This window comes from Roseiflexus castenholzii DSM 13941 (genome assembly GCF_000017805.1).
Classification (GTDB): Bacteria; Chloroflexota; Chloroflexia; order Chloroflexales; family Roseiflexaceae; genus Roseiflexus; species Roseiflexus castenholzii.
The window spans coordinates 5,446,647-5,467,726 of record NC_009767.1 but is presented as its reverse complement, the minus strand read 5'-3'; the positions used below and the strand labels follow the sequence as shown (position 1 = coordinate 5,467,726).

Annotated in this window: 16 protein-coding genes; 5 read left to right on the top strand and 11 right to left on the bottom strand. The window is 61.6% G+C overall.

All coding sequences use genetic code 11. The annotated features are described in order from the left end of the window. The first annotated feature begins 1 nt into the window (after position 1). Both RCAS_RS23535 and RCAS_RS21920 read left to right on the top strand, forming a co-directional pair. The gene (locus RCAS_RS23535; RefSeq protein ID WP_012122674.1) at positions 2 to 2,050 is read left to right on the top strand and encodes a histidine kinase; all 2,049 of its coding nucleotides are present in this window, start codon (positions 2 to 4) and stop codon (positions 2,048 to 2,050) included. A gap of 119 nt (positions 2,051 to 2,169) precedes the next feature. Beyond that, the gene (locus RCAS_RS21920; RefSeq protein ID WP_012122673.1) at positions 2,170 to 2,931 is read left to right on the top strand and encodes a CPBP family intramembrane glutamic endopeptidase; all 762 of its coding nucleotides are present in this window, start codon (positions 2,170 to 2,172) and stop codon (positions 2,929 to 2,931) included. A gap of 39 nt (positions 2,932 to 2,970) precedes the next feature. Here the strand turns inward: RCAS_RS21920 and RCAS_RS21915 are convergent, their stop codons facing one another. From RCAS_RS21915 to RCAS_RS26325, 3 genes are all read right to left on the bottom strand, one after another. Then, complete coding sequence (locus RCAS_RS21915) at positions 2,971 to 3,483, bottom strand: GNAT family N-acetyltransferase (protein ID WP_012122672.1); 513 nt, start codon at positions 3,481 to 3,483, stop codon at positions 2,971 to 2,973. Between the two features lie 631 nt (positions 3,484 to 4,114). Then, positions 4,115 to 4,753 carry a transposase gene (locus RCAS_RS21910; RefSeq protein WP_012122671.1) on the bottom strand — a complete coding sequence of 213 codons (639 nt, stop codon included), beginning with the start codon at positions 4,751 to 4,753 and terminating at the stop codon, positions 4,115 to 4,117. Positions 4,754 to 5,039: 286 nt separating this feature from the next. After that, the gene (locus RCAS_RS26325) at positions 5,040 to 5,909 is read right to left on the bottom strand and encodes a helix-turn-helix transcriptional regulator (protein WP_041331254.1); all 870 of its coding nucleotides are present in this window, start codon (positions 5,907 to 5,909) and stop codon (positions 5,040 to 5,042) included. Positions 5,910 to 6,156: 247 nt separating this feature from the next. Between RCAS_RS26325 and RCAS_RS21900 the strand changes: the two genes are divergently transcribed. Together RCAS_RS21900 and RCAS_RS21895 are read left to right on the top strand one after the other, a co-directional pair. Then, positions 6,157 to 6,456, top strand: a complete 300-nt coding sequence (locus tag RCAS_RS21900) for a hypothetical protein (protein ID WP_012122669.1) — start codon at positions 6,157 to 6,159, stop codon at positions 6,454 to 6,456. A gap of 438 nt (positions 6,457 to 6,894) precedes the next feature. Further along, positions 6,895 to 7,827: an aminoglycoside phosphotransferase family protein gene (locus RCAS_RS21895; protein ID WP_041332263.1), complete on the top strand. Its 933-nt coding sequence runs from the start codon at positions 6,895 to 6,897 to the stop codon at positions 7,825 to 7,827. A 284-nt stretch (positions 7,828 to 8,111) separates the two neighbouring features. On the opposite strand, the gene menE is transcribed toward RCAS_RS21895, so the two are convergent. The 5 genes from menE to RCAS_RS21860 all read right to left on the bottom strand — a co-directional run bounded on the left by menE (position 8,112) and on the right by RCAS_RS21860 (position 16,898). Next, positions 8,112 to 9,587: an o-succinylbenzoate--CoA ligase gene (menE, locus tag RCAS_RS21890; RefSeq protein WP_012122667.1), complete on the bottom strand. Its 1,476-nt coding sequence runs from the start codon at positions 9,585 to 9,587 to the stop codon at positions 8,112 to 8,114. Next, entirely contained in the window at positions 9,584 to 10,447 is an 864-nt protein-coding gene (gene menB, locus RCAS_RS21885; protein WP_012122666.1) for a 1,4-dihydroxy-2-naphthoyl-CoA synthase, read from the bottom strand. The genes menE and menB overlap by 4 nt, the downstream gene beginning before the upstream one ends. 98 nt (positions 10,448 to 10,545) lie before the next feature. Further along, positions 10,546 to 12,288, bottom strand: coding sequence for a 2-succinyl-5-enolpyruvyl-6-hydroxy-3-cyclohexene-1-carboxylic-acid synthase (menD, locus tag RCAS_RS21880; protein WP_012122665.1), 1,743 nt, complete (start codon positions 12,286 to 12,288; stop codon positions 10,546 to 10,548). A gap of 365 nt (positions 12,289 to 12,653) precedes the next feature. Further along, positions 12,654 to 14,114, bottom strand: a complete 1,461-nt coding sequence (locus RCAS_RS21875; protein ID WP_012122664.1) for an isochorismate synthase — start codon at positions 14,112 to 14,114, stop codon at positions 12,654 to 12,656. 2,154 nt (positions 14,115 to 16,268) lie between these two features. Continuing rightward, positions 16,269 to 16,898 (bottom strand): TetR/AcrR family transcriptional regulator, encoded by a 630-nt coding sequence (locus RCAS_RS21860; RefSeq protein ID WP_041331251.1) that lies wholly within the window; start codon positions 16,896 to 16,898, stop codon positions 16,269 to 16,271. A gap of 196 nt (positions 16,899 to 17,094) precedes the next feature. Here RCAS_RS21860 and RCAS_RS21855 point away from each other — a divergent pair, with 196 nt between their 5' ends. Then, positions 17,095 to 18,225, top strand: coding sequence for a hypothetical protein (locus RCAS_RS21855; protein ID WP_012122662.1), 1,131 nt, complete (start codon positions 17,095 to 17,097; stop codon positions 18,223 to 18,225). A gap of 419 nt (positions 18,226 to 18,644) precedes the next feature. On the opposite strand, the gene RCAS_RS21850 is transcribed toward RCAS_RS21855, so the two are convergent. From RCAS_RS21850 to RCAS_RS21840, 3 genes are read right to left on the bottom strand one after another with little or no spacing between them, the layout of a single operon-like run. Further along, the gene (locus RCAS_RS21850) at positions 18,645 to 18,989 is read right to left on the bottom strand and encodes an STAS domain-containing protein (RefSeq protein WP_012122661.1); all 345 of its coding nucleotides are present in this window, start codon (positions 18,987 to 18,989) and stop codon (positions 18,645 to 18,647) included. Next, positions 18,979 to 19,413, bottom strand: a complete 435-nt coding sequence (locus tag RCAS_RS21845) for an ATP-binding protein (RefSeq protein ID WP_012122660.1) — start codon at positions 19,411 to 19,413, stop codon at positions 18,979 to 18,981. Before RCAS_RS21845 ends, RCAS_RS21850 begins: the two co-directional genes overlap by 11 nt. Before the next feature lie 21 nt (positions 19,414 to 19,434). Beyond that, on the bottom strand, positions 19,435 to 21,003 hold the full coding sequence (locus tag RCAS_RS21840; protein ID WP_012122659.1) for a tetratricopeptide repeat protein: 1,569 nt from the start codon (positions 21,001 to 21,003) through the stop codon (positions 19,435 to 19,437). Between the last annotated feature and the right edge of the window lie 77 nt (positions 21,004 to 21,080).

The following is a 21,080-nucleotide window of genomic DNA, read 5'->3' as shown; positions in this document are numbered from 1 at the left end:
CATGGTCAGGTTCAACCGCATCAGCGCCAAAATCGCTGCGGGAGTAATGGCATTTGTCTTGCTGCTGGCGCTCGTCACCGGCGCGCTGGTCTGGCGCGGCTTTCATCAGGCGGAGCAAGCCGCCGCGCAGCGCAGCGCCGACAGTTTGCAAACGCAAAGCCGCAACACGCTGATTCAACTCACTGCGCAGGAAGCCCAACTCTACGACCTGGAATTGCAGCAAGCCGCGCGCGCCACCAAAATCGCCGCCGATTTCATGGCGCAGGCGCGCGCTTCGGGCAAAACGCCGGATGCTTCTGCCGCGCCCAACGTGGTGTATCAAGCCGCGCAACTGACCCTGAGCGACAACGGTCTGCTCTACTACGACGCCAACCCCAAGCGCCGCACCGAAATTCTGCACATCGGCAGCATCCCGCCCGATGAAGTCACCGACCGCAGCCTGCGCGACTCGGCGATTCTGGAAGACCTGTTCCCCTCTCTGTTGGCGCAAACCGAGACGGGCGTGGGCATCTATTTTCAGGGACCGCAACTGACCTTCCGCTACTACCCGGTGCGCGGGCTGCCCGAATTGGAACTGCAAAATGGCGCGGCGGAAGCGGCGCAAACCGCGCGCATTGAAGATTTTCTCGTCGCGCCCAACAACAACCCGCAGCGCAAAACCGTCTGGCTGCCGCCTTATCTCGACGACGCGGGTCAGGGCTTGCTGGTCAGCGCTGATACGCCCATCTACTACGGCGACGAGTTTCAGGGCTTCATCGGCATTGACGTTTCGCTCACCCGCCTCATCGAACGGCTGAGTCAACTCAAACCCACGCCAGGCAGTTTCGCCTTTCTTTTGGATTCGGAAGGGCGGCTGATTGCCGTCCCAGACGGGCGCGCCGCCGCGCTTGCCAATCGTCCGCTCAGCGCGCAGGAGCAGGCAGCCAACGGTCTGCTCGGCGCGGCGCTGACCGAGCTGAACACAGAATTGGCTTTGGCGCTGCAAGCGGCGCAGCCGCCCGATGCGCTGGAAATCTCTCTCAACGGGCAGCCTGTCATCGTCACGCGCGCTTCGCTCCCAAACCTGGGCTGGACTCTGTCCATCGTCGTTCCACTCGCCGAAGTCACCGCCGAATCGCAAAGCGTGGCGCGCGCCATCGAAGCCGACGCCATCGCCACCGTGCGCAACACCCTGCTCATCATGGCGCTCTTTTTCATCGGTGCGGCGGCGGTCACGCTCTGGCTCAGTCAGCGCTTTCTGGCGCGTCCCATGACAGACATGCTGAGCGGCGTGCGCGCCATCACGGCGGGCAACCTGGACGTCTCGGTGCCTGTAACGTCAAATGACGAACTCGGCGAACTGGCGGCTTCGTTCAACCAGATGACCGATGAACTCAACCGCCGCACGCGCGAACTCGCCCAAACCAGCGCCGAACTGCAACTCAAAGAGACGCAGGTCAAAATGGCGGCGCTGGAAGAACGTCAGCGGCTGGCGCGCGAACTGCACGATTCCGTCTCGCAGGCTTTATATGGGATTGCGCTCGGCGCGCGCACCGCGCAGACGCAACTGGAGCGCGACCCCGCCAGACTGGGCGAGCCGCTTGAGTACATTCTCTCGCTCGCCGAAGCGGGACTCTCCGAAATGCGCGCCCTTATCTTTGAACTGCGCCCCGAATCGCTCCAGACCGAAGGGCTGGTCGCCGCGCTGACGAAACAATCGGACGCCCTGCGCGCCCGCCACAAACTGGACGTGGTCACGCGCTTCGACCCCGAACCTGAGATTTCGCTCGAAGCGAAGGAAGCCCTTTACCGCATCGCGCAGGAAGCCATGCACAACGTCGCCAGGCACGCCCACGCCACGCGGGTGGAACTCTCGCTGCTGAACGCAGACGGGGCGCTGACGCTGGAAATCCGCGATAACGGCAAAGGCTTCGACCCCGCGCAGCCATACCCTGGTCATCTGGGACTCAAATCCATGCCTGAGCGCGCCGCGCACATCGGCGGCGCTTTCCACATCGAAAGCCGGCCCGGCGCGGGGACGGTGATCACGGTCACCGTTCCGAACGGTTGAACCCTGCGGGGCGCGCTCAGCCCAAGGCAGGGCTATCCTCTCCGCCTTAAGACCGACGCTTAAAACCCCGGCGCTTGCTAGAATGACCTCACGATTTCAAATGCTTATCGGAGGTCTCCATGCAAAACCAGGTTCGCGTTTCTGTACCATCGTCCAGCCAGGGCGCGCGCGCCGCCATCCTATCGTTTTTTGAAAGCCGCCCCGTTCTTTCGGCGGTGATTTTGTTTGTGGCGTTTGTCGTTCTTTCCACCCTGTTTGGTCTCGCTGCGCAGGAGCTCTTGCCGCAATTTCAGCCCGAATTCATCGCCCTGATTGCGCTTTCGGTTCTGGTGGCGGCTGGGCTTTCTGCGCTGGGCTGGTGGAAGGCGGCAGGCTTCAACTTCCCCGCTGAATGGCGTGATTCGCGCCTGATGGTCATTCCCTTTCTCATCGTGCTGGGGCTGCCCTTTCTGATGGGCATCAAAACCGGCGACGCGGGGACTTTCGTCTATCTTGCAGTTGCCTACGCCCTGACGGGCTTCATGGAAGAAGGTCTCATGCGCGGCATCGTTCTGCGCGTGCTCAAGCCTACAGGCACGACCCGCAGCGTGGTCATCTCGTCTCTGCTCTTTGGTCTCATGCACATCGGCAACCTGCTCTATCGCAATCCCTTCATCGTCTTTGCCCAAATGCTCGGCGCTTTCGTGCATGGAATTGGTCTCAGCGCCATCCGCCTACGCGCGAACACCATCTGGTTCCCCGTTGTACTTCACGCCCTGCACGACCTGGCGTTGAAGTACACTAACTTCCCCGCCATCCCGCTGGATGTGGTGCAGGTCACGCTGCTGATGGTGTATGGAATCTACCTGCTGCGCGGGTACAAAGAAGAAGCCAGCGAATAAAAAAACGGGGTCGCTTTAGGAAACACAGGTTCATGGGTTTTAGACTCCTGCAAAGGCAGGGTGATAGCGCACAACGCCGCGCCTGCCGCGCAGGGCGCCGGGGGTGAGTTCCGCCAGCATGAAGACTTCGGCCGGCACGTCAATTTCCCAGCGGATTCCAAACGGCTGCGTGGGCTGGAATCCAAAGCGCGGATAGTATTCAGCGTGTCCCAGCACGATGACGACGTCATGCCCCAGCGTTTTCAGTTCTGCCAGCGCGGCGCGGATTAAGGCGGAGCCGACGCCCTGTTTCTGAACTTCTGGCAAGACCGCCATCGGTCCCAGCCCGACTGCCTGCCATTCCGTCCCGCCATCGCGGATGGTGACAGGCGAGAACAGGATGTGTCCGACGACGCGCCCATCCTGTTCGGCGACCAGCGAGAGAACGACTGCGTTGGCGTCGCGCAGTTTGTTCACCAGGCGGGCTTCATTGTCGCGCCCAAACGCCAGTTGATTGGCATGAAAAATGGCGGGGAGGTCTGCGGGGCTTTCGGGGCGGATAAGAATGGTCATAGGGTGTACTCCTGCGCCGATTGTACTTGCAGAACCAATTACATGAAACGGGTCAGGTAGTATGCCGAAAGATGTGCAAATTCGCAGCGCGAGACATCGTCGTCGAATGGGGATTGAGAATTGGGATTGATATCGCCTGAAACCGCGAGATAAATCTCGCGCCACGCCGTGTTGCGACATGAATGTCGCGGTACAGGGCGAGAATCTCGCGGTACGACCGTACTGCGACATTTATGTCGCCCTAAACGCGAGATAAATCTCGCGCTACGCCGTACTGCGACATTTATGTCGCCCTAAACGCGAGATACCCTTTGGCAGGCTCAGGGCGAGAATCTCGCGCCACCGCCTGTACTGCGACATTTATGTCGTCCTAAAACCGCGAGATAAATCTCGCGCTACGCCGTACTGCGACATTTATGTCGCCCTAAACGCGAGATACCCTTTGGCAGGCTCAGGGCGAGAATCTCGCGCCACCGCCTGTACTGCGACATTTATGTCGTCCTAAAACCGCGAGATGAATCTCGCGCTACGCCGTACTGCGACACGTTGTCCCCGAATGGGGATTGATGTCGCCTAAACGCGAGATACCCTTCGGCAGGCTCAGGGCGAGAATCTCGCGCTACTTTTAGATTTACCACTCTCCCCACTCAGGATTGATATAGAAAAACTTCCACTCGCTCCATTCCTTTACAAGCCCTGCCTTCACTGGATTGTTCAAGATATAAGCAATGATACGCCCAAGTTCATTATCGTCCCGTACAAAATGGTCATAACTCTCATGCTGCCAAAACTGCCCTTCCCGCTTCAGCGCAAGGTTGCACGCGCGAGCGGTGCGACCTTTGAGTAAGCGCAGCGTGTCGGTGAGCGGATATTTTGCCGACTGTCCGCGATGGCGCGCATCGGCTGCAAGCAGTCCTTCCAAAAGTAAATGTACATGATTGGGCATGATGCAGTAGGCAATCAATGTATAGCGTTCCCCATTCATGCGCTCGATTTCGCTGGCAACAATGGCGGCAATTTCGGGTTCTTCCAGCCAGCGCGGGCTGTTTTCACAGCGGTCGAGCCACTCATCATATTTCCCAAAATGCTTTTTCTGGATGCTGTAGCGTTGCGCCAAATCTACCTGACGAAGTTCATTTTGCCTTTCCGCTTTGAGTTGTTCCAGGACGTCATACGGAATGGCGTGCAATAGCGAAAAGGTGACGAAAAAAGCGTGACCTTTGGGATGAATGTGCGGCAAATTGCGCCGATAAAAAATATCGTGAGACATGGAAAAAACCTACGATTGAAATTGTACCGCGACCGTATTGCGCCATTTATGTCGCCCTAAACGCGACATGAATGGCGCGCTACGCCGATACTGCGACCGTACCGCGACCGTATTGCGCCATTTATGTCGCCCTAAACGCGACATGAATGGCGCGCTACGCCGATACTGCGACCGTACCGCGACCGTATTGCGCCATTTATGTCGCCCTAAACGCGACATGAATGGCGCGCTACGACACGAGATACCCCCCCTACGGAGATAATGTCTCGCGCCACTTTGTGGACCGTCAGTTGATTAACCCCAACTCGCGCGCCTTGCCCGCCGCCGTCACGCGGTCATCCACGCCCAGTTTGCCGTAAATGTGCTTGACGTGCGTCTTGACCGTCCCAACCGAGAGATACAGTTTTTCTGCAATTTCAGGGTTCGAGAGTCCTTCGGCAACCAGTTTCAGCACGTCCATCTCGCGCTCGGTGAGCGGTTCAATCAGGGCAGATTGGTCAATATGGGCGGGCTTGCCAAACGCCGCCAGCAGGCTCGCCGCAAAATCATCCCTGCGCAATTGCGCCAGCAGGGTGCGCATCTCTTCGCCTTCATCGAGAAAAACACGCACATAGCCGCCCGCCCTGCCAATCTCCAGCGCGCGCGCCAGCATTCGGATGGCGTTGGAGGAATTGCCCGCCGCCTGTTCCAGCAACGCGCCGACGATGTGCAGTTCCATCTCATATTCGAGATACCCCGCTGCGCGCGCCAGCCGCGCCTGCTCCTGCATCAGACGGCGGCTCTCATCCCAAGCCTTTCGCCGCGCCAGATAACGGATTTGCAGCAGCGTCTCCAGCCGATAGGGAAAGAACAACGGCTGTTTGGGCGGATGATACCCCTGCGCATACGCTTCAAACGCCGCCCAATCGCCCAGCCTGAACATCAACTCGGCTCGCAGTCCGCGGGCGCGGTCTATGGCGTTGGTGATTCCGCCGCGTTGCATGGAGGCAACCAGGTCATCTGCCATCCTACGGGCAGAATCAAGGGTGCCGTTCAGAGTTTCCAGTTTGGGGAGGACGTCGTACAGCCGCAAACTGACGTCTGGCACGCCGCCTGCCTGTTGTTCCAACGCCAGGGCAATGTTCGCTTCGCGCCACGCGGCAGGCAGGGTGATCATCGGAGATCGCCAGCGCAGTGATCCCGAGCGCGCGCAATCACGCGAATGCGGGAGCGTCATATTCGGCGATGCATGCGGCCTCTTTGATTGCCTCGCGCAGATTGATGTCGTGTTCGTCTTTGCATGGTCGCGGGAACACAGGCTTCCAGGAAACAAATGCTGTCCATTGACCGTAGATGTGGCGTTTGTTTGCGTTGGTCAAGAGCGCCGTTGCAATCTATGATACACTTCGCAATGGAGCATTCAGATGAGCAGTGCAGCCAAACGAGGAGCGATTGCCGGTCTGGTCGTCGGCATTCTGATACTTGGCGGTGTCCTGGCGATAGCCGCCCAATGTCTCCCGTTGCGCATCGCCCCGCCTGCCGCACCCGGACCCTGGTATTGCGTCGATCCGGCCTACAGCGCCATCGGCTATCTGGCGTTTCCGGTGAATCTCCTCACCAACGACCTGGCGACCGCCATTCCGCTTGCTCCGCTCTCCCTGATCACGTATGCGCTGATCGGCATGGCGATTGGTGCGATGGCAGGAAAGGCGCGGTCAACGTAGAGGCGAGGGGCAAGAGGTTGAAGGTTGCAGGCAGGGGTGCGCCAACAGCGTGCTCAGGGGGATGGCGGGCGCCGGTGGGCGGCGGGTAGGGGCGCGCCAGCGGCGCGCTCAGGTGCATGGCGGTCGCCCGTAGCCACGTTACATTTTGAACGGGGAAGGTGGAAGATGCCCCTGTCCCTTGAGTCTTCATCGCTGATCGATTGATGCAATGGAACGTAGTGACCGTTATCAGCGAGGGAACGGGGCGTCTTCCTGGTCACTGCCCCCGGCGGCGCGGCTGCCGGGTAAGGAGCGAATGGGACGCGGTGAAGGTCACTGGCGGGGTGCGGGGCGTTTTCCGGGCCGTTATCGAAGGTTAGACAGGTATAAGCAGAAATGTGCTGCTAACTAATCCCCGATCTGCGGTTCTCAGTTCCCGGTTCTATGTTTGAAACGACCATGACCAGCAATCGCATGCACGCCGATGAACTGACTATTTCCCTGTCGCTTGTCTATCGCCTGATTGCGGCACAGTTTCCCCGATGGGCGCACCTGCCGCTGCGTCCGGTTCCGTCCACCGGAACCGACAATGCGCTCTACCGGCTCGGCGATGAACTGGTGGTGCGCCTGCCGCGCATCAATTGGGCTGCCGACCTTATCGACAAGGAATGGCTCTGGCTGCCCAAACTGGCGCCGTATCTGCCGTTTGCCATTCCCGTCCCGTTGGCGCAGGGCGAACCAGACGAGAATTATCCCTGGCGGTGGGCGATCTTCCGGTGGATCGAGGGCGATCCCGCGACGATCGATCCGCTTCCTGATCCGGAGCAAACTGCCATCGATCTGGCGGCGTTCATCACCGCGTTACAACGGATTGACGCGACTGACGGACCACCGCCAGGAGCGGACGATCTGGCGCGCGGCAAGCCGCTGGCGCTGCGCGACCCCTCCACCCGTCAGGCGATTACAGCCCTGGACGGCATGATCGACGCGCGTCTGGCGACTGTCGTTTGGGAAGACGCGCTGCGCACGCCGGTATGGGATTGCGCGCCGGTCTGGTTCCACGGCGACTTATTGCCAGGGAATCTTCTTTTCTGGCAGGGACGGTTGCACGCGGTCATCGATTTCGGAACGCTTGGCGTCGGCGATCCCGCCTGCGACCTGATGGTTGCGTGGAACCTGTTCTCCAGGGATGGTCGAAAATTGTTTCGAGATGCGCTGGGCGTGGATGAGGCGACATGGGCGCGCGGTCGGGGGTGGGCGCTTTCTCAGGCGCTGATCTTCATTCCCTACTATCTGTATACCAATCCCATAGGGGTCAGTTGTGCCCAACGCACTATCGAAGAAGTCCTTGCTGACGATCACGGGTGTGCAATTCCTTCCTGGCGCAGGTGACTCCGGGTGTAATACCAATGACCTGTGCACATCCGGCATGGTCACCCCGCGCAGCGCGAGGGGTCTTGCACGACCCGCTTCGATTCCTCGCTGCGCGCGGCATGACCCGTCGCTGCGCGCGGAATGACCAGCATGCGGCATCTTCAATCGTAATCGGTATAAGTCACCACGAGGTGACAGGCGTCTTCGTAGTGGTCGCCCCGTGCGGCGAGCTGGGCAGGTGAGGTGCATCGTGTCAGAGGTGAGGGTCACCGGATCAAACCTGGTTCTCAGTCCCGCAACCTTTAACCTGCAACCTTCAACAGATTGATCACCGCTTCCCGCTGAATCTTTCCCGATGCGGTGCGCGGCAACTCAGCGACGATGCGAACGACGCGCGGTTGTTTGTATCCCGCCAGACGAGTGCGGCTGAACGCCAGGATTGCTTCGACGCTCACCGATGGGTCGCGCAGGACGATGGCAGCGCCGACCTGCTGCCCCCACTCCGCTGATGGCACGCCAACGACTGCAACATCGGCGACTGCGGGGTGCTGGCGCAGCGCCTGTTCGACTTCCGCCGGATAGATATTCTCCCCGCCGCTGATAATCAGGTCGCTGCGTCGCTGCACTACCCACAAGTCGCCGTCGGCGTCGAGATAGCCGATGTCTCCGGTGGCAAACCAGGCGTCGGCGTCGAGCGGCGTTTCGCCGAGGTATCCGCGCATCAGGGTCGGACCCCGCACCAGGATGTTGCCGTAGACGCCGGGTGGTTGGTCGCGTCCCTGTTCGTTCGTCACACGCACGTGGGTGAAGATCAGCGGTCGCCCGACGCTGCCGGGCTTGCGCCGTACCTCGTCGGGCAGCGCCGTCGCCACCTGCGACGCTGCCTCGGTCAGCCCGTAGGTTGTGGCAATGGGCCATCCTGCTTCCAGTGCGCGCTCCAGCAGATCGGTTGGCGCAGCAGCTCCGCCAAGCAGCACGAGCCGCAGGTTCGGTGGCGCATCGCCAGCGTCATCGAGCAGGCGGTAGAGCATCGTCGGCACCAGCGAAATGAGTGTGATCGGTGTCGCCTTCAAACGTTCTGTGATTGCCGGAGCGTCGAAACGTTGCCAGAGATCCACTGCCGTGCCGTAGAGGCAGGACCGCAGCAGAATGCTGAGACCGCCAATGTGATAGAGTGGCAACACACAGAGCCAGCGGTCGCCCGGCAGAACGCCGATGCGGTATGCCGACGCCATCGCGCTGGCGAAGAATGCGCCGTAGGTCAGCACTACTCCCCGTGGCGTCCCCGTTGTCCCCGAAGTGAACATCATCACAAACGGCGCATCGAGGTCGATGGCGCCTTCGCAGTATGCGGCGCTATCCCCGGAAATCCGGTCAACCGGCGTCAGGCGTGGGTCGTCGACCGGATCGACGCACAGCACATGGGGCGCCGAAGGAAGCGCCAGCGCTGCCAACAGCGTGTCGCGCTCACACACGAGGATGCGACACACTGCTGCGCGCACCTGCGCATCGAGTTCGGCAGGGGTCAGGCGGGTGTTGAACAGCGCCAGCGTCACGCCGAGGCGCGGCGCGGCATGCACCGCCAGCGCCGCTTCGAGACGATTCGACAACAGCACGCCGACAACCGCGCCTTGCTCGACGCCAGCCGCAGCGAGGCGGGAAGCGAACGTCGCCGTTTGCTCGTGCAGAGCGCGGTACGTCAGTGTTGTGTCGCCGATGATCAGCGCCGCACCTTCGGGACGCGCCTGCGCCTGCGCCGAGAGCCAATCGCGCATCATGGACGGCGGGGGAACTTCGAGAAATCAGGTTTGCGCTTTTCCAGGTAGGCTTTCCTGCCCTCGTTCCCCTCCTCCGTCATGTAGAAGAGCATGGTCGCATCGCCGGCCAGCACCTGAATGCCGGTCTGACCGTCGAGGTCGGCGTTGAAGCCTGCCTTGAGGAAGCGGATGGCAATCGGACTCTTCTCCAGAATCTCCTGCGCCCAGCGCACCGCCTCATTCTCCAGTTCATCCACCGGCACAATGGTGTTGACCAGCCCCATCTCCAGCGCCTGTTGCGCATTGTACTGTCGGCAGAGGTACCAGATTTCACGCGCCTTCTTTTGCCCGACGATTGCCGCCAGATAACTCGAACCAAACCCGGCGTCGAAACTCCCGACGATTGGACCGGTCTGCCCGAAGATGGCATTGTCCGCCGCAATCGTCAGGTCGCAGATGACATGCAGCACGTGCCCGCCGCCAATCGCATATCCGGCGACCGCCGCGATCACCGGCTTCGGCATGGTGCGGATGTAACGTTGCAGTTGCAGCACATTCAGCCGAGCGACACCCTCATCGTCGACATACCCCGCCTGTCCCCGAACCGTCTGGTCACCGCCGGAGCAAAAGGCGTATTTCCCATCCTTCGGGCTTGGACCGTTGCCGGTCAGGATGACGACGCCGACTTCCTGGTTGTGCCAGGCGGTCAGAAATGCTTCGGTCATTTCGTCGATTGTTTTCGGGCGGAAAGCGTTGCGGATTTCGGGGCGATTGAAGGCGATGCGCGCGATTCCGCCGCCGATGTGGAAGGTAATGTCTTCGTATTCCTTGACCTCGGTCCATTCGACCAGCGATGAGAGTGTGGGTGTAAAACGTGCCATGTGTTTTCCTCCTTATCGTTTTGGTAGCAGCGCCATTGCGGTGCAACAGCGTTCCGAGTACAGGAGTGTCGGCGCATCGCACTGGCGTCTGATAATGCTCAGGCGCCTGTCGCCCTGGCTGCCTGGATCAGGGCGTTTCTCCGCACCAGATCGGTGCGCGCGTCCGTGCGGAGTTCGATGAGTGTTGCGGCGCGCGCGTCGATGCTGGCACGGAAGGCGCTACGGAACGCTGTGCGATCCTTTACCGGAACATACTCCAGACCGTACATCTTCGCCGCGTGTGCAAAGTCCAGTCCGTGCGGCGTCACGAAATAGTCGGTGAATTCCGGCTCAAACCGATTGATCGGCAGACGATGAAAAATGCCGCCACCGTCGTTATTGAGCAGCACAATCGTCGCCGGAACGCCGCAGCGCCGCACTGCCAGCAGACCGTTCATATCGTGGTAGAACGTAATGTCGCCAACAATCGCCGCCAGCGGCGCGTCTGGTCGTCCTGCGCCGATGCCAAGCGCCGTCGAGATATTCCCGTCAATCCCAGATGCGCCACGGTTTGCAAATGCGCAAATATGTCGCACTCCCGGCTTCCCAAACTGATCAAGATGGCGCACCGGCAGACTGTTGCCAACGAAAAGCGATGCACCTTCGGGCAACAGGTCGATCACGTCATACACTGCGCCGCCATCAAAGTACGGCTCATCGGCGATCCCGGCTTCAACGGCTGCCCACACTCGCGCTTCCGCTTCGACGAAACGCTGCCTCCAGGCGCTCTGACGTTCGGTCAGGCGCGGGATCAGCGCGCGAATGAAGGCGGCTTCGTCAGCCACGACGAAATGGCTCACGCGATGGCTATCATCTGCCCATACGCCACTGGCGCGCACATGGATGACAACCGGCGATGCCGCCGTGTCGAGGTACTGATTGAGCCATTTCGAGGTGAGGACCGCGCCAAACCGCAGCACGACTTCAGGCGGCGGGAAGGCATGCTCGCCGAAGAGGAAGGTCTCATACCCGCCGATCACGCCGGGATAGCCGAAGCGCACCCCCGACACGCCGTCAACCAGCGCCGGGTAGCCGGTGCGCTGCGACAGTTCGCTCACCAGGGCGCCAAATGCCCCGCCAGGGCAACGCGGACCGCAGACGATCAGACCGCGTTCGTGCTGTTCCAGAACGGCAGCGATCGGTTCGATAACCGCTTCCGGCGGCGCCGGGGGTGCAGACCGCAGGAAGCATGTGTATGGCGCTCCATCGTCACGCGGCTGTGCCGCCGCCGGAGGCTCGGTCAGATCGCCTGGCATTGGGGTTGGCTCCAGCGGCGGACGGAACGGCAGGTTCAGATGCACGACGCCGCGTGGCTCGCCGCCAGCAATCGCCATCGCGCGCGCTGCCAGCGTCCGCAGGTTGCGTAGCGCAACTGGAGGCGGCATCGCCTCCGGCAACGCCACATCAACGCTCCAGCGCGCAAAACTGCCAAACATCTTCACCTGATCAATCGTCTGGTTGGCGCCGCTGTCGCGCAATTCATGCGGGCGATCCGCTGTCAGCGCCAGGAGTGGCACACCTGCCTGATGCGCCTCGACAATCGCCGGGAAGAAATTCGCCGCTGCCGAACCGGAGGTGCAGACCACGGCGGCAGGCGTATCGGTCGCCAGCGCAAGGCCGAGCGCAAAGAACGCCGCGCTGCGCTCGTCCAGGTGCGAAAAGACCCGGATCGCAGGGTGCCGGGCGAATGCCAGCACCAGCGGCGTATTGCGCGAGCCTGGCGCCAGGCAAACATGGCGCAACCCGGCGCGGGCGAGTTCATCAACCAGTGTCGTTGCGTACAGGATGTTGCGATTGGGCATGGACGAGAACCAGGAACTGAGAACCGAGAACTGAGAACTGAGAACCGGGAACGACTGCAAGTCCTATCCACGTGCATCGGTCACAATCTATGGCGATCCGTGTCCTTCCCAACTCGTGCCGGCCAGGGTGTTGGATAGCATAGGACGCGGATGGTACGGATGGCCACGGGTTGTTGCGCATAGGACACGGATGGACGCGGATGGTACGGATGTCCACGGATGATTAAGTTATTAACCCGTGGCGATCCGTCGTATCCGTGGCGATCTGTGTCCCTACCAGGTGCCCCAACCCGTGGCGATCCGTGTGCTGAATAGAATAGGACACGGATAGAGACGGATGGTACGGATGGCCACGGATTATTGAGTTACTTAATCTGTGGCGATCCGTCGTATCCGTGGCGATCCGTGTGCCCCAACCCGTGGCGATCCGTCGTATCCGTGGCGATCCGTGTCCCTACCAGGTGCCCCAACCCGTGGCGATCCGTGTGCCCCAACCCCTCGAGCATCGGACGGAACTTAAGGTTCGTTTCGTCCCACTCGCGTTGCGGATCGCTTGCGGCAACGATACCGGCGCCGGCGTACAACCAGGCGCGGGTCGCCTGTACCACTGCCGAGCGAATGGCAACCCCGAACTGCCCATCCAGGCGCCGGTCGATCCAGCCGACGGGCGCAGCATACCAGCCACGCGGCGCCGGTTCCAGTTCGGCGATCAGGCGCATCGCCGCCGCGCGCGGCTCACCGCCGAGCGCAGGCGTTGGGTGGAGCGTCGCAATGATCGGCAGAATGCCGCGTGGCTCGCGCAGTACGCCACTGATTGGCGTGTGCAGGTGCTGAATATTGCTCAACCGCATCACATCAGTTGCTCCCACATCCAGGCGCCTGGTCAGCGACGCCAGACGATTGCGCACCTCATCGACCACAATCTGATGCTCGTGGCGATCCTTTGCGCTATCGAGCAGCGCCAAAGCAAGACGCTCATCTTCATCGGGTGTTGCGCCACGCCGGATGCTGCCTGCCAGCGCCATTGTCGTCACCCGGTCGCCGTTCACCTGCGCCAGCAATTCCGGCGTTGCGCCGAAGAATGCGCGCCCCGGACGCGGCTCAAAGAGAAAGCGATACGTGTCGGGGTAGCGCTGTGCCAGACACGCCAGGGCGCTATCGACATCCACCGGCGCGTCGAACGATGCCTCGGCAATCCGCGCCAGCACGACCTTCTTCAATTCACCGACGTTGATCTGCCGGACAATCCGTTCCACACTGCGCGCCCACTGCTCGAACGGCATGGGATATGCAAGGCGCGCCGACGAACGCGGCGGCAGTGGCGGCGGCTCGCTCTGAAGCGCATCGACCTGCGCCAGCAGCGCCTCGCGCAAGTCGGGCGCTAGCGCGCGCGGGTCCTCGCCAGGTGGCGCGTGGACGTTCAGCGTCAACCAGAACGAATCGCGAACGCGCACCAGTTGGTAGTGTGGCAGCACAAAATGTGCTGGCGGGAAATCAGCCCATGCCAGATCGGGCACGAAATCGTTGTGGAACGCAAAGCCGCCAAAGAGACGTGGCGCCGCCAGCGGCTCACGCTCATCGAGCATGACGGCGTTCTCGAACAGCGCGCGCGCCTGCTGCTCGATTTCGACAAAACGATTGGCGCCCCACGCCATCAGTTCGACCGCGATCCCCATCCCGGCGAACGCCACCCCATCGCGGGCGCTCTCCCAGAATGATCGCGGCTGCCCGCGCGCATGGCGCAACAGATCGGCGGGAGACACGCCAGGGCACGGCATGCTCAGGCTGATCAGGCGACCATAGTGTTGTTGGAAGGGTTTGGTCATTGAGAACTGAGAACTGAGAACTGAGAACTAAGAATTGAGAACTAATGCTAATGCGCGATCATTCGTACAATAGCCAATGTACGCTGGTGAGGGATCACAGTGGATGATACGTTCAACCCTTCGCAGGCTCAGGGCATCGCATTCGCCTCTCCCCTCGCGCCGCGCGCCTCGCGCCTCGCGCCTCGCACCTCACGCCTCGCGCCTCGCGCCGCGCGCCTCGCGCCTCGCGCCTCGCACCTCGCGCCTCGCGCCTCGCGCCTCGCGCCTCGCGCCTCGCGCCTCGTTGCGAGATCAATCTCGCGCTACGCCATGGTCGGGTCCCTCGCGCCTCGCGCCTCGTTGCGAGATCAATCTCGCGCTACGCCATGGTCGGGCCCCTCGCGCCGCGCGCCGCGCGCCGCGCGCCTCGTTGCGAGATAAATCTCGCGCTACGCCATGGTCGGGCCCCTCGCGCCTCGCGCCACAAATGCGAGATAAATCTCGCGCTACGCCATTGTCGGGCGCCTCTCCCCTCGCGCCGCGCGCCGCGCGCCCCTCGCCTCGCGCCTCACGCCTCGCGCCGCGCGCCTCGCACCTCGCGCCGCGCGCCTCGCACCTCGCGCCTCGCGCCTCGCGCCGCGCGCCGCGCCACAAATGCGAGATAAATCTCGCGCTACGCCATTGTCGGGCGCCTCTCCCCTCGCGCCTCGCGCCTCGCGCCGCGCGCCGCGCCACAAATGCGAGATAAATCTCGCGCTACGCCATGGTCGGGCCCCTCGCGCCTCGCGCCACCAATGCGAGATAAATCTCGCGCTACGCCATTGTCGGGCGCCTCTCCCCTCGCGCCGCGCGCCTCGCGCCGCGCGCCGCGCCACAAATGCGAGATAAATCTCGCGCTACGCCATGGTCGGGCCCCTCGCGCCTCGCGCCACCAATGCGAGATAAATCTCGCGCTACGCCATGGTCGGGTCCCTCGCGCCGCGCGCCTCGCGCCTCGCGCCTCGTTGCGAGATACATCTCGCGCTACGCCCTTGTCGGGCCCCTCGCGCCGCGCGCCTCGCGCCTCGCGCCTCGTTGCGAGATACATCTCGCGCTACGCCATGGTCGGGCCCCTCGCGCCGCGCGCCTCGCGCCTCGCACCTCACGCCTCGCGCCTCGCGCCTCGCACCTCGCGCCGCGCGCCTCGCGCCTCGCGCCTCGTTGCGAGATACATCTCGCGCTACGCCATGGTCGGGCCCCTCGCGCCGCGCCACCAATGCGAGATACATCTCGCGCTACGCCATGGTCGGGCCCCTCGCGCCGCGCGCCACCAATGCGAGATAAATCTCGCGCTACGCCATGGTCGGGTCCCTCGCGCCGCGCGCCGCGCGCCTCGCCACAAATGCGAGATACATCTCGCGCTACGCCATGGTCGGGCCCCTCGCGCCTCGCGCCGCGCGCCTCGCCACAAATGCGAGATAAATCTCGCGCTACGCCATGGTCGGGCCCCTCGCGCCGCGCCCCTCGCGCCGCGCGCCACCAATGCGAGATAAATCTCGCGCTACGCCATGGTCGGGTCCCTCGCGCCTCGCGCCTCGCGCCGCGCGCCTCGCCACAAATGCGAGATACATCTCGCGCTACGCCCTTGTCGGGCCCCTCGCGCCTCGCGCCACCAATGCGAGATAAATCTCGCGCTACGCCATTGTCGGGCGCCTCTCCCCTCGCGCCGCGCCCCTCGCGCCGCGCGCCACCAATGCGAGATAAATCTCGCGCTACGCCATGGTCGGGTCCCTCGCGCCGCGCGCCGCGCGCCTCGCGCCTCGTTGCGAGATAAATCTCGCGCTACGCCATGGTCGGGTCCCTCGCGCCGCGCCACCAATGCGAGATAAATCTCGCGCTACGCCATGGTCGGGCCCCTCGCGCCTCGCCACAAATGCGAGATACATCTCGCGCTACGCCATGGTCGGGCCCCTCGCGCCGCGCCCCTCGCGCCTCGCACCTCGCGCCGCGCGCCGCGCGCCTCGCCACAAATGCGAGATAAATCTCGCGCTACGCCATGGTCGGGCCCCTCGCGCCGCGCGCCACAAATGCGAGATAAATCTCGCGCTACGCCATGGTCGGGCCCCTCGCGCCGCGCGCCTCGCGCCTCACACCTCGCGCCGCGCGCCGCTCGCCTCTTGCCTCTCACCTCTGTCCTTATACGGCGTTGCCCTGTTTCTCTTCCACCGGATAATTAACGCTGCGCAGCAGTAACGGTACGAGCGTGGGCGGAATACGCTCCGCGGGCGGATCGCCGGTCATCACCCAACGGATGACCAGGTTGTAGATTGCCCCCATCCAGGCATGCGCCACCACCGCCGTGTCGATCGGCTGGATTTCGCCCACGGTGATTGCTTCGTCGAGATGGCGCTTAATCAACGCCGCAAAGCGATCAGTGACTTCCAGGCGCTTTTTCTCGAAAGGCGCCCCCAACCCAACCGCCTGCACCAGCAGGATTTTGGCGGGACGGCGATACTTGCCGAACGTCTCGATCACCGCCATGATCGCCGCGCGCACCCGGTCGATCCCGGCGCGCGGCTGGCGCTCAATGGCTTCGGTGGCGCGTCGCTCGATCAGGTCGGCGAATTGATCGACGAGCGCCAGAAAGAGGCGCTCCTTGTTTGGAAAGTAGAAGTAGATCGACCCTTTCGAGATATGCGCCACTTCGACAATATCATCCAGGCGCGCGTCGTGGTACCCTTTCGACGAAAAAATGTCCAGCGCCGCTTCGAGAATCCGTTCGCGGGTGCTCTTCTGATCGGAACATTTGTCGGCAGAGTGAATCATGCGCCTGTCTCTGAGATCGACTGACTGGTCAGTACTGTTAATAGTATAGCACAGAAATGTTCGTCTTTCTGTACCATACGCTATCTGGTTCGGAGTTAGAATCCAGAGATAGTGCAGCGTTTCTATCACTGTCGTTCCGCGTGATCTTCCTGGCGCTTTCTTGTTCCGCTGCTCCGGCATCAGGAGGAGTGTGCGTATGAAATGGCTCGATTTGTTTCTTATTTTTTGCCTGAGCGCCGTCCTGATCCCGCAGACCGGCGTCGCTGTCGGTCGCGAGCGATGCTTCCGCGAAACCGGCTACTGCATCTCTGGACCAATTCTGATCTACTGGGAACGAAACGGCGGTCTCAGAGTCTTTGGCTTTCCAATCAGTAATCAGTCGATCCAGACGGCTGAAGATCGGATGCTGACCGTGCAGTGGTTCGAGCGCGACCGTCTGGAAATCCAGGCGGACGGGCACGTGACCGCTGGACGTCTTGGAGCGCGGTATCTGGAGTTGCAGGGCCGCCCCTGGCAGACGTTTCCGACCGTGGCGCAGGCAGATCCGGGATGCGCCTACTTTGCCGTTACCGGTCATCAGGTGTGCGAACCATTTCTGATCTACTGGCGTGTGCGCGGCGGTCTGGAGCGGTTCGGCTACCCGATTACTGAGCGCATGAACGAAGAAATCGAGGGGAAGGTCTATCAGGTGCAATACTTCGAGCGCCGGCGGATGGAGTACCATCCAGAACTTGCCGGCACGCCTTATGAAGTGCTTCTGGGGCGATTGGGCGCGGACGTTATGCGCATCGACAATTGTGTGCTACTTGAGCCGATGTATGAACCGATTGCTTACGCCTATCGGCGGTTGCTCGGATGCCCTATTGCCTCGTCGCGTGAACTGGTCAACCCGTTGGGACCGGTGCAACTGAAAATGCGTCCGGTTCCGCTCGCTGTTCAGCGTTTCGAGCGCGGCATCATGCTCTGGGTGCGGCGATGGGGCGATGCGCCGATCCTGCCCGAAATCTTTGTTCTTACTGCTGATTCGAGCGACCCCCAGCGTTTCACCTGGCAGATGTTTGCCGATGAATGGCAAGAAGGAACACCGATACGGTTCGACGAAATGCCTCCCGCCGGGAGGTATGCGCCGGAACGCGGCTTTGGCTATGTATGGGTGCATAATGCGGAAGTGCGGTCACGTTTGGGTTGGGCCGTTGAACCGGAGCAGGGCGAAACAGGCGGGTATCGGCAATTTGTCCGGGGATTTATACTATCCCGTCCGTCGAACGATACAGTGTTCCTCTTTCTCGACAGCGGCGAGGCGCTCGTGGTTCCGCGGAGGAACTGAGAAGCGAGAACTGAGAACCGAACCCGGTTTGTGTCAGCACAAGCCCTGAGGCTGCAGTGCCGATACCATGGCGTCCGCAAAGAGTAATACCACTTACCTGTGACCATCCGGCATGGTCACCCCGAGCAGCACGAGGGGTCTGGCGCGACCCGCTCAGATTCCGCGCTGCGTTTACCCTGAGCGAAGCGAAGGGCTTGGCATAACACGCATGCGGCATCTTCAATCGTCATTGGTATAATGGCGCCCGAACACTGCCTGCGAAACCTGCGCATCTCTATCTCAAGGGTTGGGAGCGCGCTCATCCTCTTCCACGTCCAACGTTCACCCTGACGCCTGGGGTCTCGCGCAGGGGAGAAAGCGGGCTTTCGCCCGCATCTCTGCACATCAGACGTTCAACGTTCACCCACTCTCGCGCCCGACTACCGATACGCCGCAAGATCGCGCTCTTCGATAGGGGGCATATAGCGCGACATCTCGACCATCTTGAAGACCTTCTGGTGATGCGGCGTGACATTCATCGCGTACAGGGTATAGCCAGACTTCTTTGCCGACACAACGAACTTGAGCAGGGCGGAGATACCGGCTGAATTGATAAAAGACACATTGGCAAAATCGAGGACGGTAATCGGGCGCATCGCTGTCGCCGTGGCGACGGCTTCGATGGCGCTCGCCGACACCGCATCGACGCTATTTGTCATAATGTGCAGCACCGCCACATCGCCGAACTCTTCCCGGCGGATCACTTCGTTCATCTCATTCGTCATGGTCCTGGCTCCTCCGATAGAGACGTAGGGTCAATGTTGTGCCTGACTGTGACGAATTGACTTCACAGTCATCGACCAGGGCGCTGATCAGATACATGCCGAAGCCGCGATGCATGCCCGCATCGAGATTCTGATCTTCGACAACCTTCCGGGAGAAATCGACCGTCTCGACGCCGCCGCCTTCGTCAGTCACGTGGACCTCAAGTTTGTCGGTGTGCAGCGCGAAGACGACTTCGACAAGCTTGCCGGGTTGGCGCTTGTTGCCGTGATCGATGGCATTGTTTACGGCTTCACTGACCGCCAGTTTCAGGTCTTCGACGCGCTCGGCGCTGAACCCGAGTGCGCGCCCGACTTCATCGGCGCTGGCGCGAACAACACGCTCGAATATCGGCACGGACGGAATATTCACAAGGACTTGCTGCATGGACACGTTGCTCCTCAACGCTCACGATGAACCGACCATCCCGACGCTGCGTTGCCGCATCGCGCGACGCGTCGTGGGCGGGCTTGTCTGCTCCTGGCTCGCCAGGTAGTCGTAGCGTCTGAGATAGGCTTTCCCCAGCGAGGTGTTGCCGATCTGCAAGTACGATGCGCCCAGATAGTAGAGCGCCTGCACGTGGCGCGGATTGCGTCGCAGCACTTTCTCGAACAGCGGAATGGCGCGCGCCGGTTCCATCAATTCTTTGTAGCACAACCCAAGCATAAAGTTCGTTTCGACGTCGTCGGGCCAGAATTGGAGCACGCGCGCAAACTCTTTCGCCGCCAGATCGTAGCGATTGCGTCGCACATACATATAGCCGAGGTCGTAGCGCAGCGAATGCGCGTCCGGCGCAAGTTCGACCGCCTTGCGCCAGGCTGCCAGCGCCCACCCCTCGCGACCCATCAGGTTGTACATAAACCCCAACAGATAGTGCGCCTGCGGATCGTTGGGGAGCAACTGCACCGCGCGCTCGAATGCCTTGATAGCGCCCGCATGTTTGTTCATATCGTAGAGGAGCTTGCCCATGTTCAGAAACAACTGACCGTTGGCAGGGTGCAGCCTGGCGCACTCGAAGAGGGTGTCATACGCCTCGCGTGTTTTGTTCTGCAACTTGAGAATAGCACTGATACGAATACGCGCATCGACATAATATTTATCCTGTGGCGGGATCTGAGCATACTCTTCGAGCGCCTCATCGAGCCGCCGCGCGCGCGCCAGCAGGTTGCCGAGCAAATAGCGCGCATAGTGTTCTTCTGGCCGCCACTGGAGCAATGCCCGGTAGATCCGCTCCGCCTCCTCTTCGTACCCCTGCTGCTTCAGATCGTTGCTGAGGCGGTAGTACCACTGAGCGACTTCTTCTTCCGAGCGATTGACCAGCACTTCGTCCTGCAACTCCGGCGAGACGAAGGTTGGCTCGACGCGCAACGCTTCGGCGAAACAGCGCTGCGCCAGTTCGTGCGCGCCGTGGCTCTGGTGCATCAACCCCATGTAGTAGCGCGGCTCGGCCGCCTGAGGACGCGCCTGACATGCCTGGTCGTAGTGAATATACGCTCGCCCGGCGTCGTCGAGACGCTGATAGCAGCGTCCGAGCGAGAAGTGCGCTTCGTACAGGCGCGGATTATGCTCGATGGCTTCCTTGAACGCGGCAATCGCACGATCAAGACGCCCCTGCGCGGCAAATGCCACGCCCAGGTTGTAGTGCGCCTCCGACAGTTGCGGATCGGTCTGCACCGCTTCCAGATACTCGCGCAGCGCTCCTTCCCAATCCTCCTGGTACGCCAGTGCATTACCGATGTAGAGATAGATGATCGCACGTTCGCGATCATAGATCTGAGCACGTTCTTCTCCCTCGATATAGGCGGCGATCAACGCAGCCTTGAAGTGCTCGATCGCATTTGCGTAATCAGCGCGCAGGTAGGCGCGAATGCCCTGTCCAAACGCCGCCCCCAGGCGCGTCCCCGCCATGAATCGCTCGCTTCCGTTGAACGTGTCCAGATCGAGCGGCATGAAATTGAGCGGTTCTGTCGAACTCATCGTCTACCTGTGCCCTTCACCAGTTGGCGCTCGTGCGTCGTCTGGTTGACGCTTTTCTGTATTCTACTACGAACCTT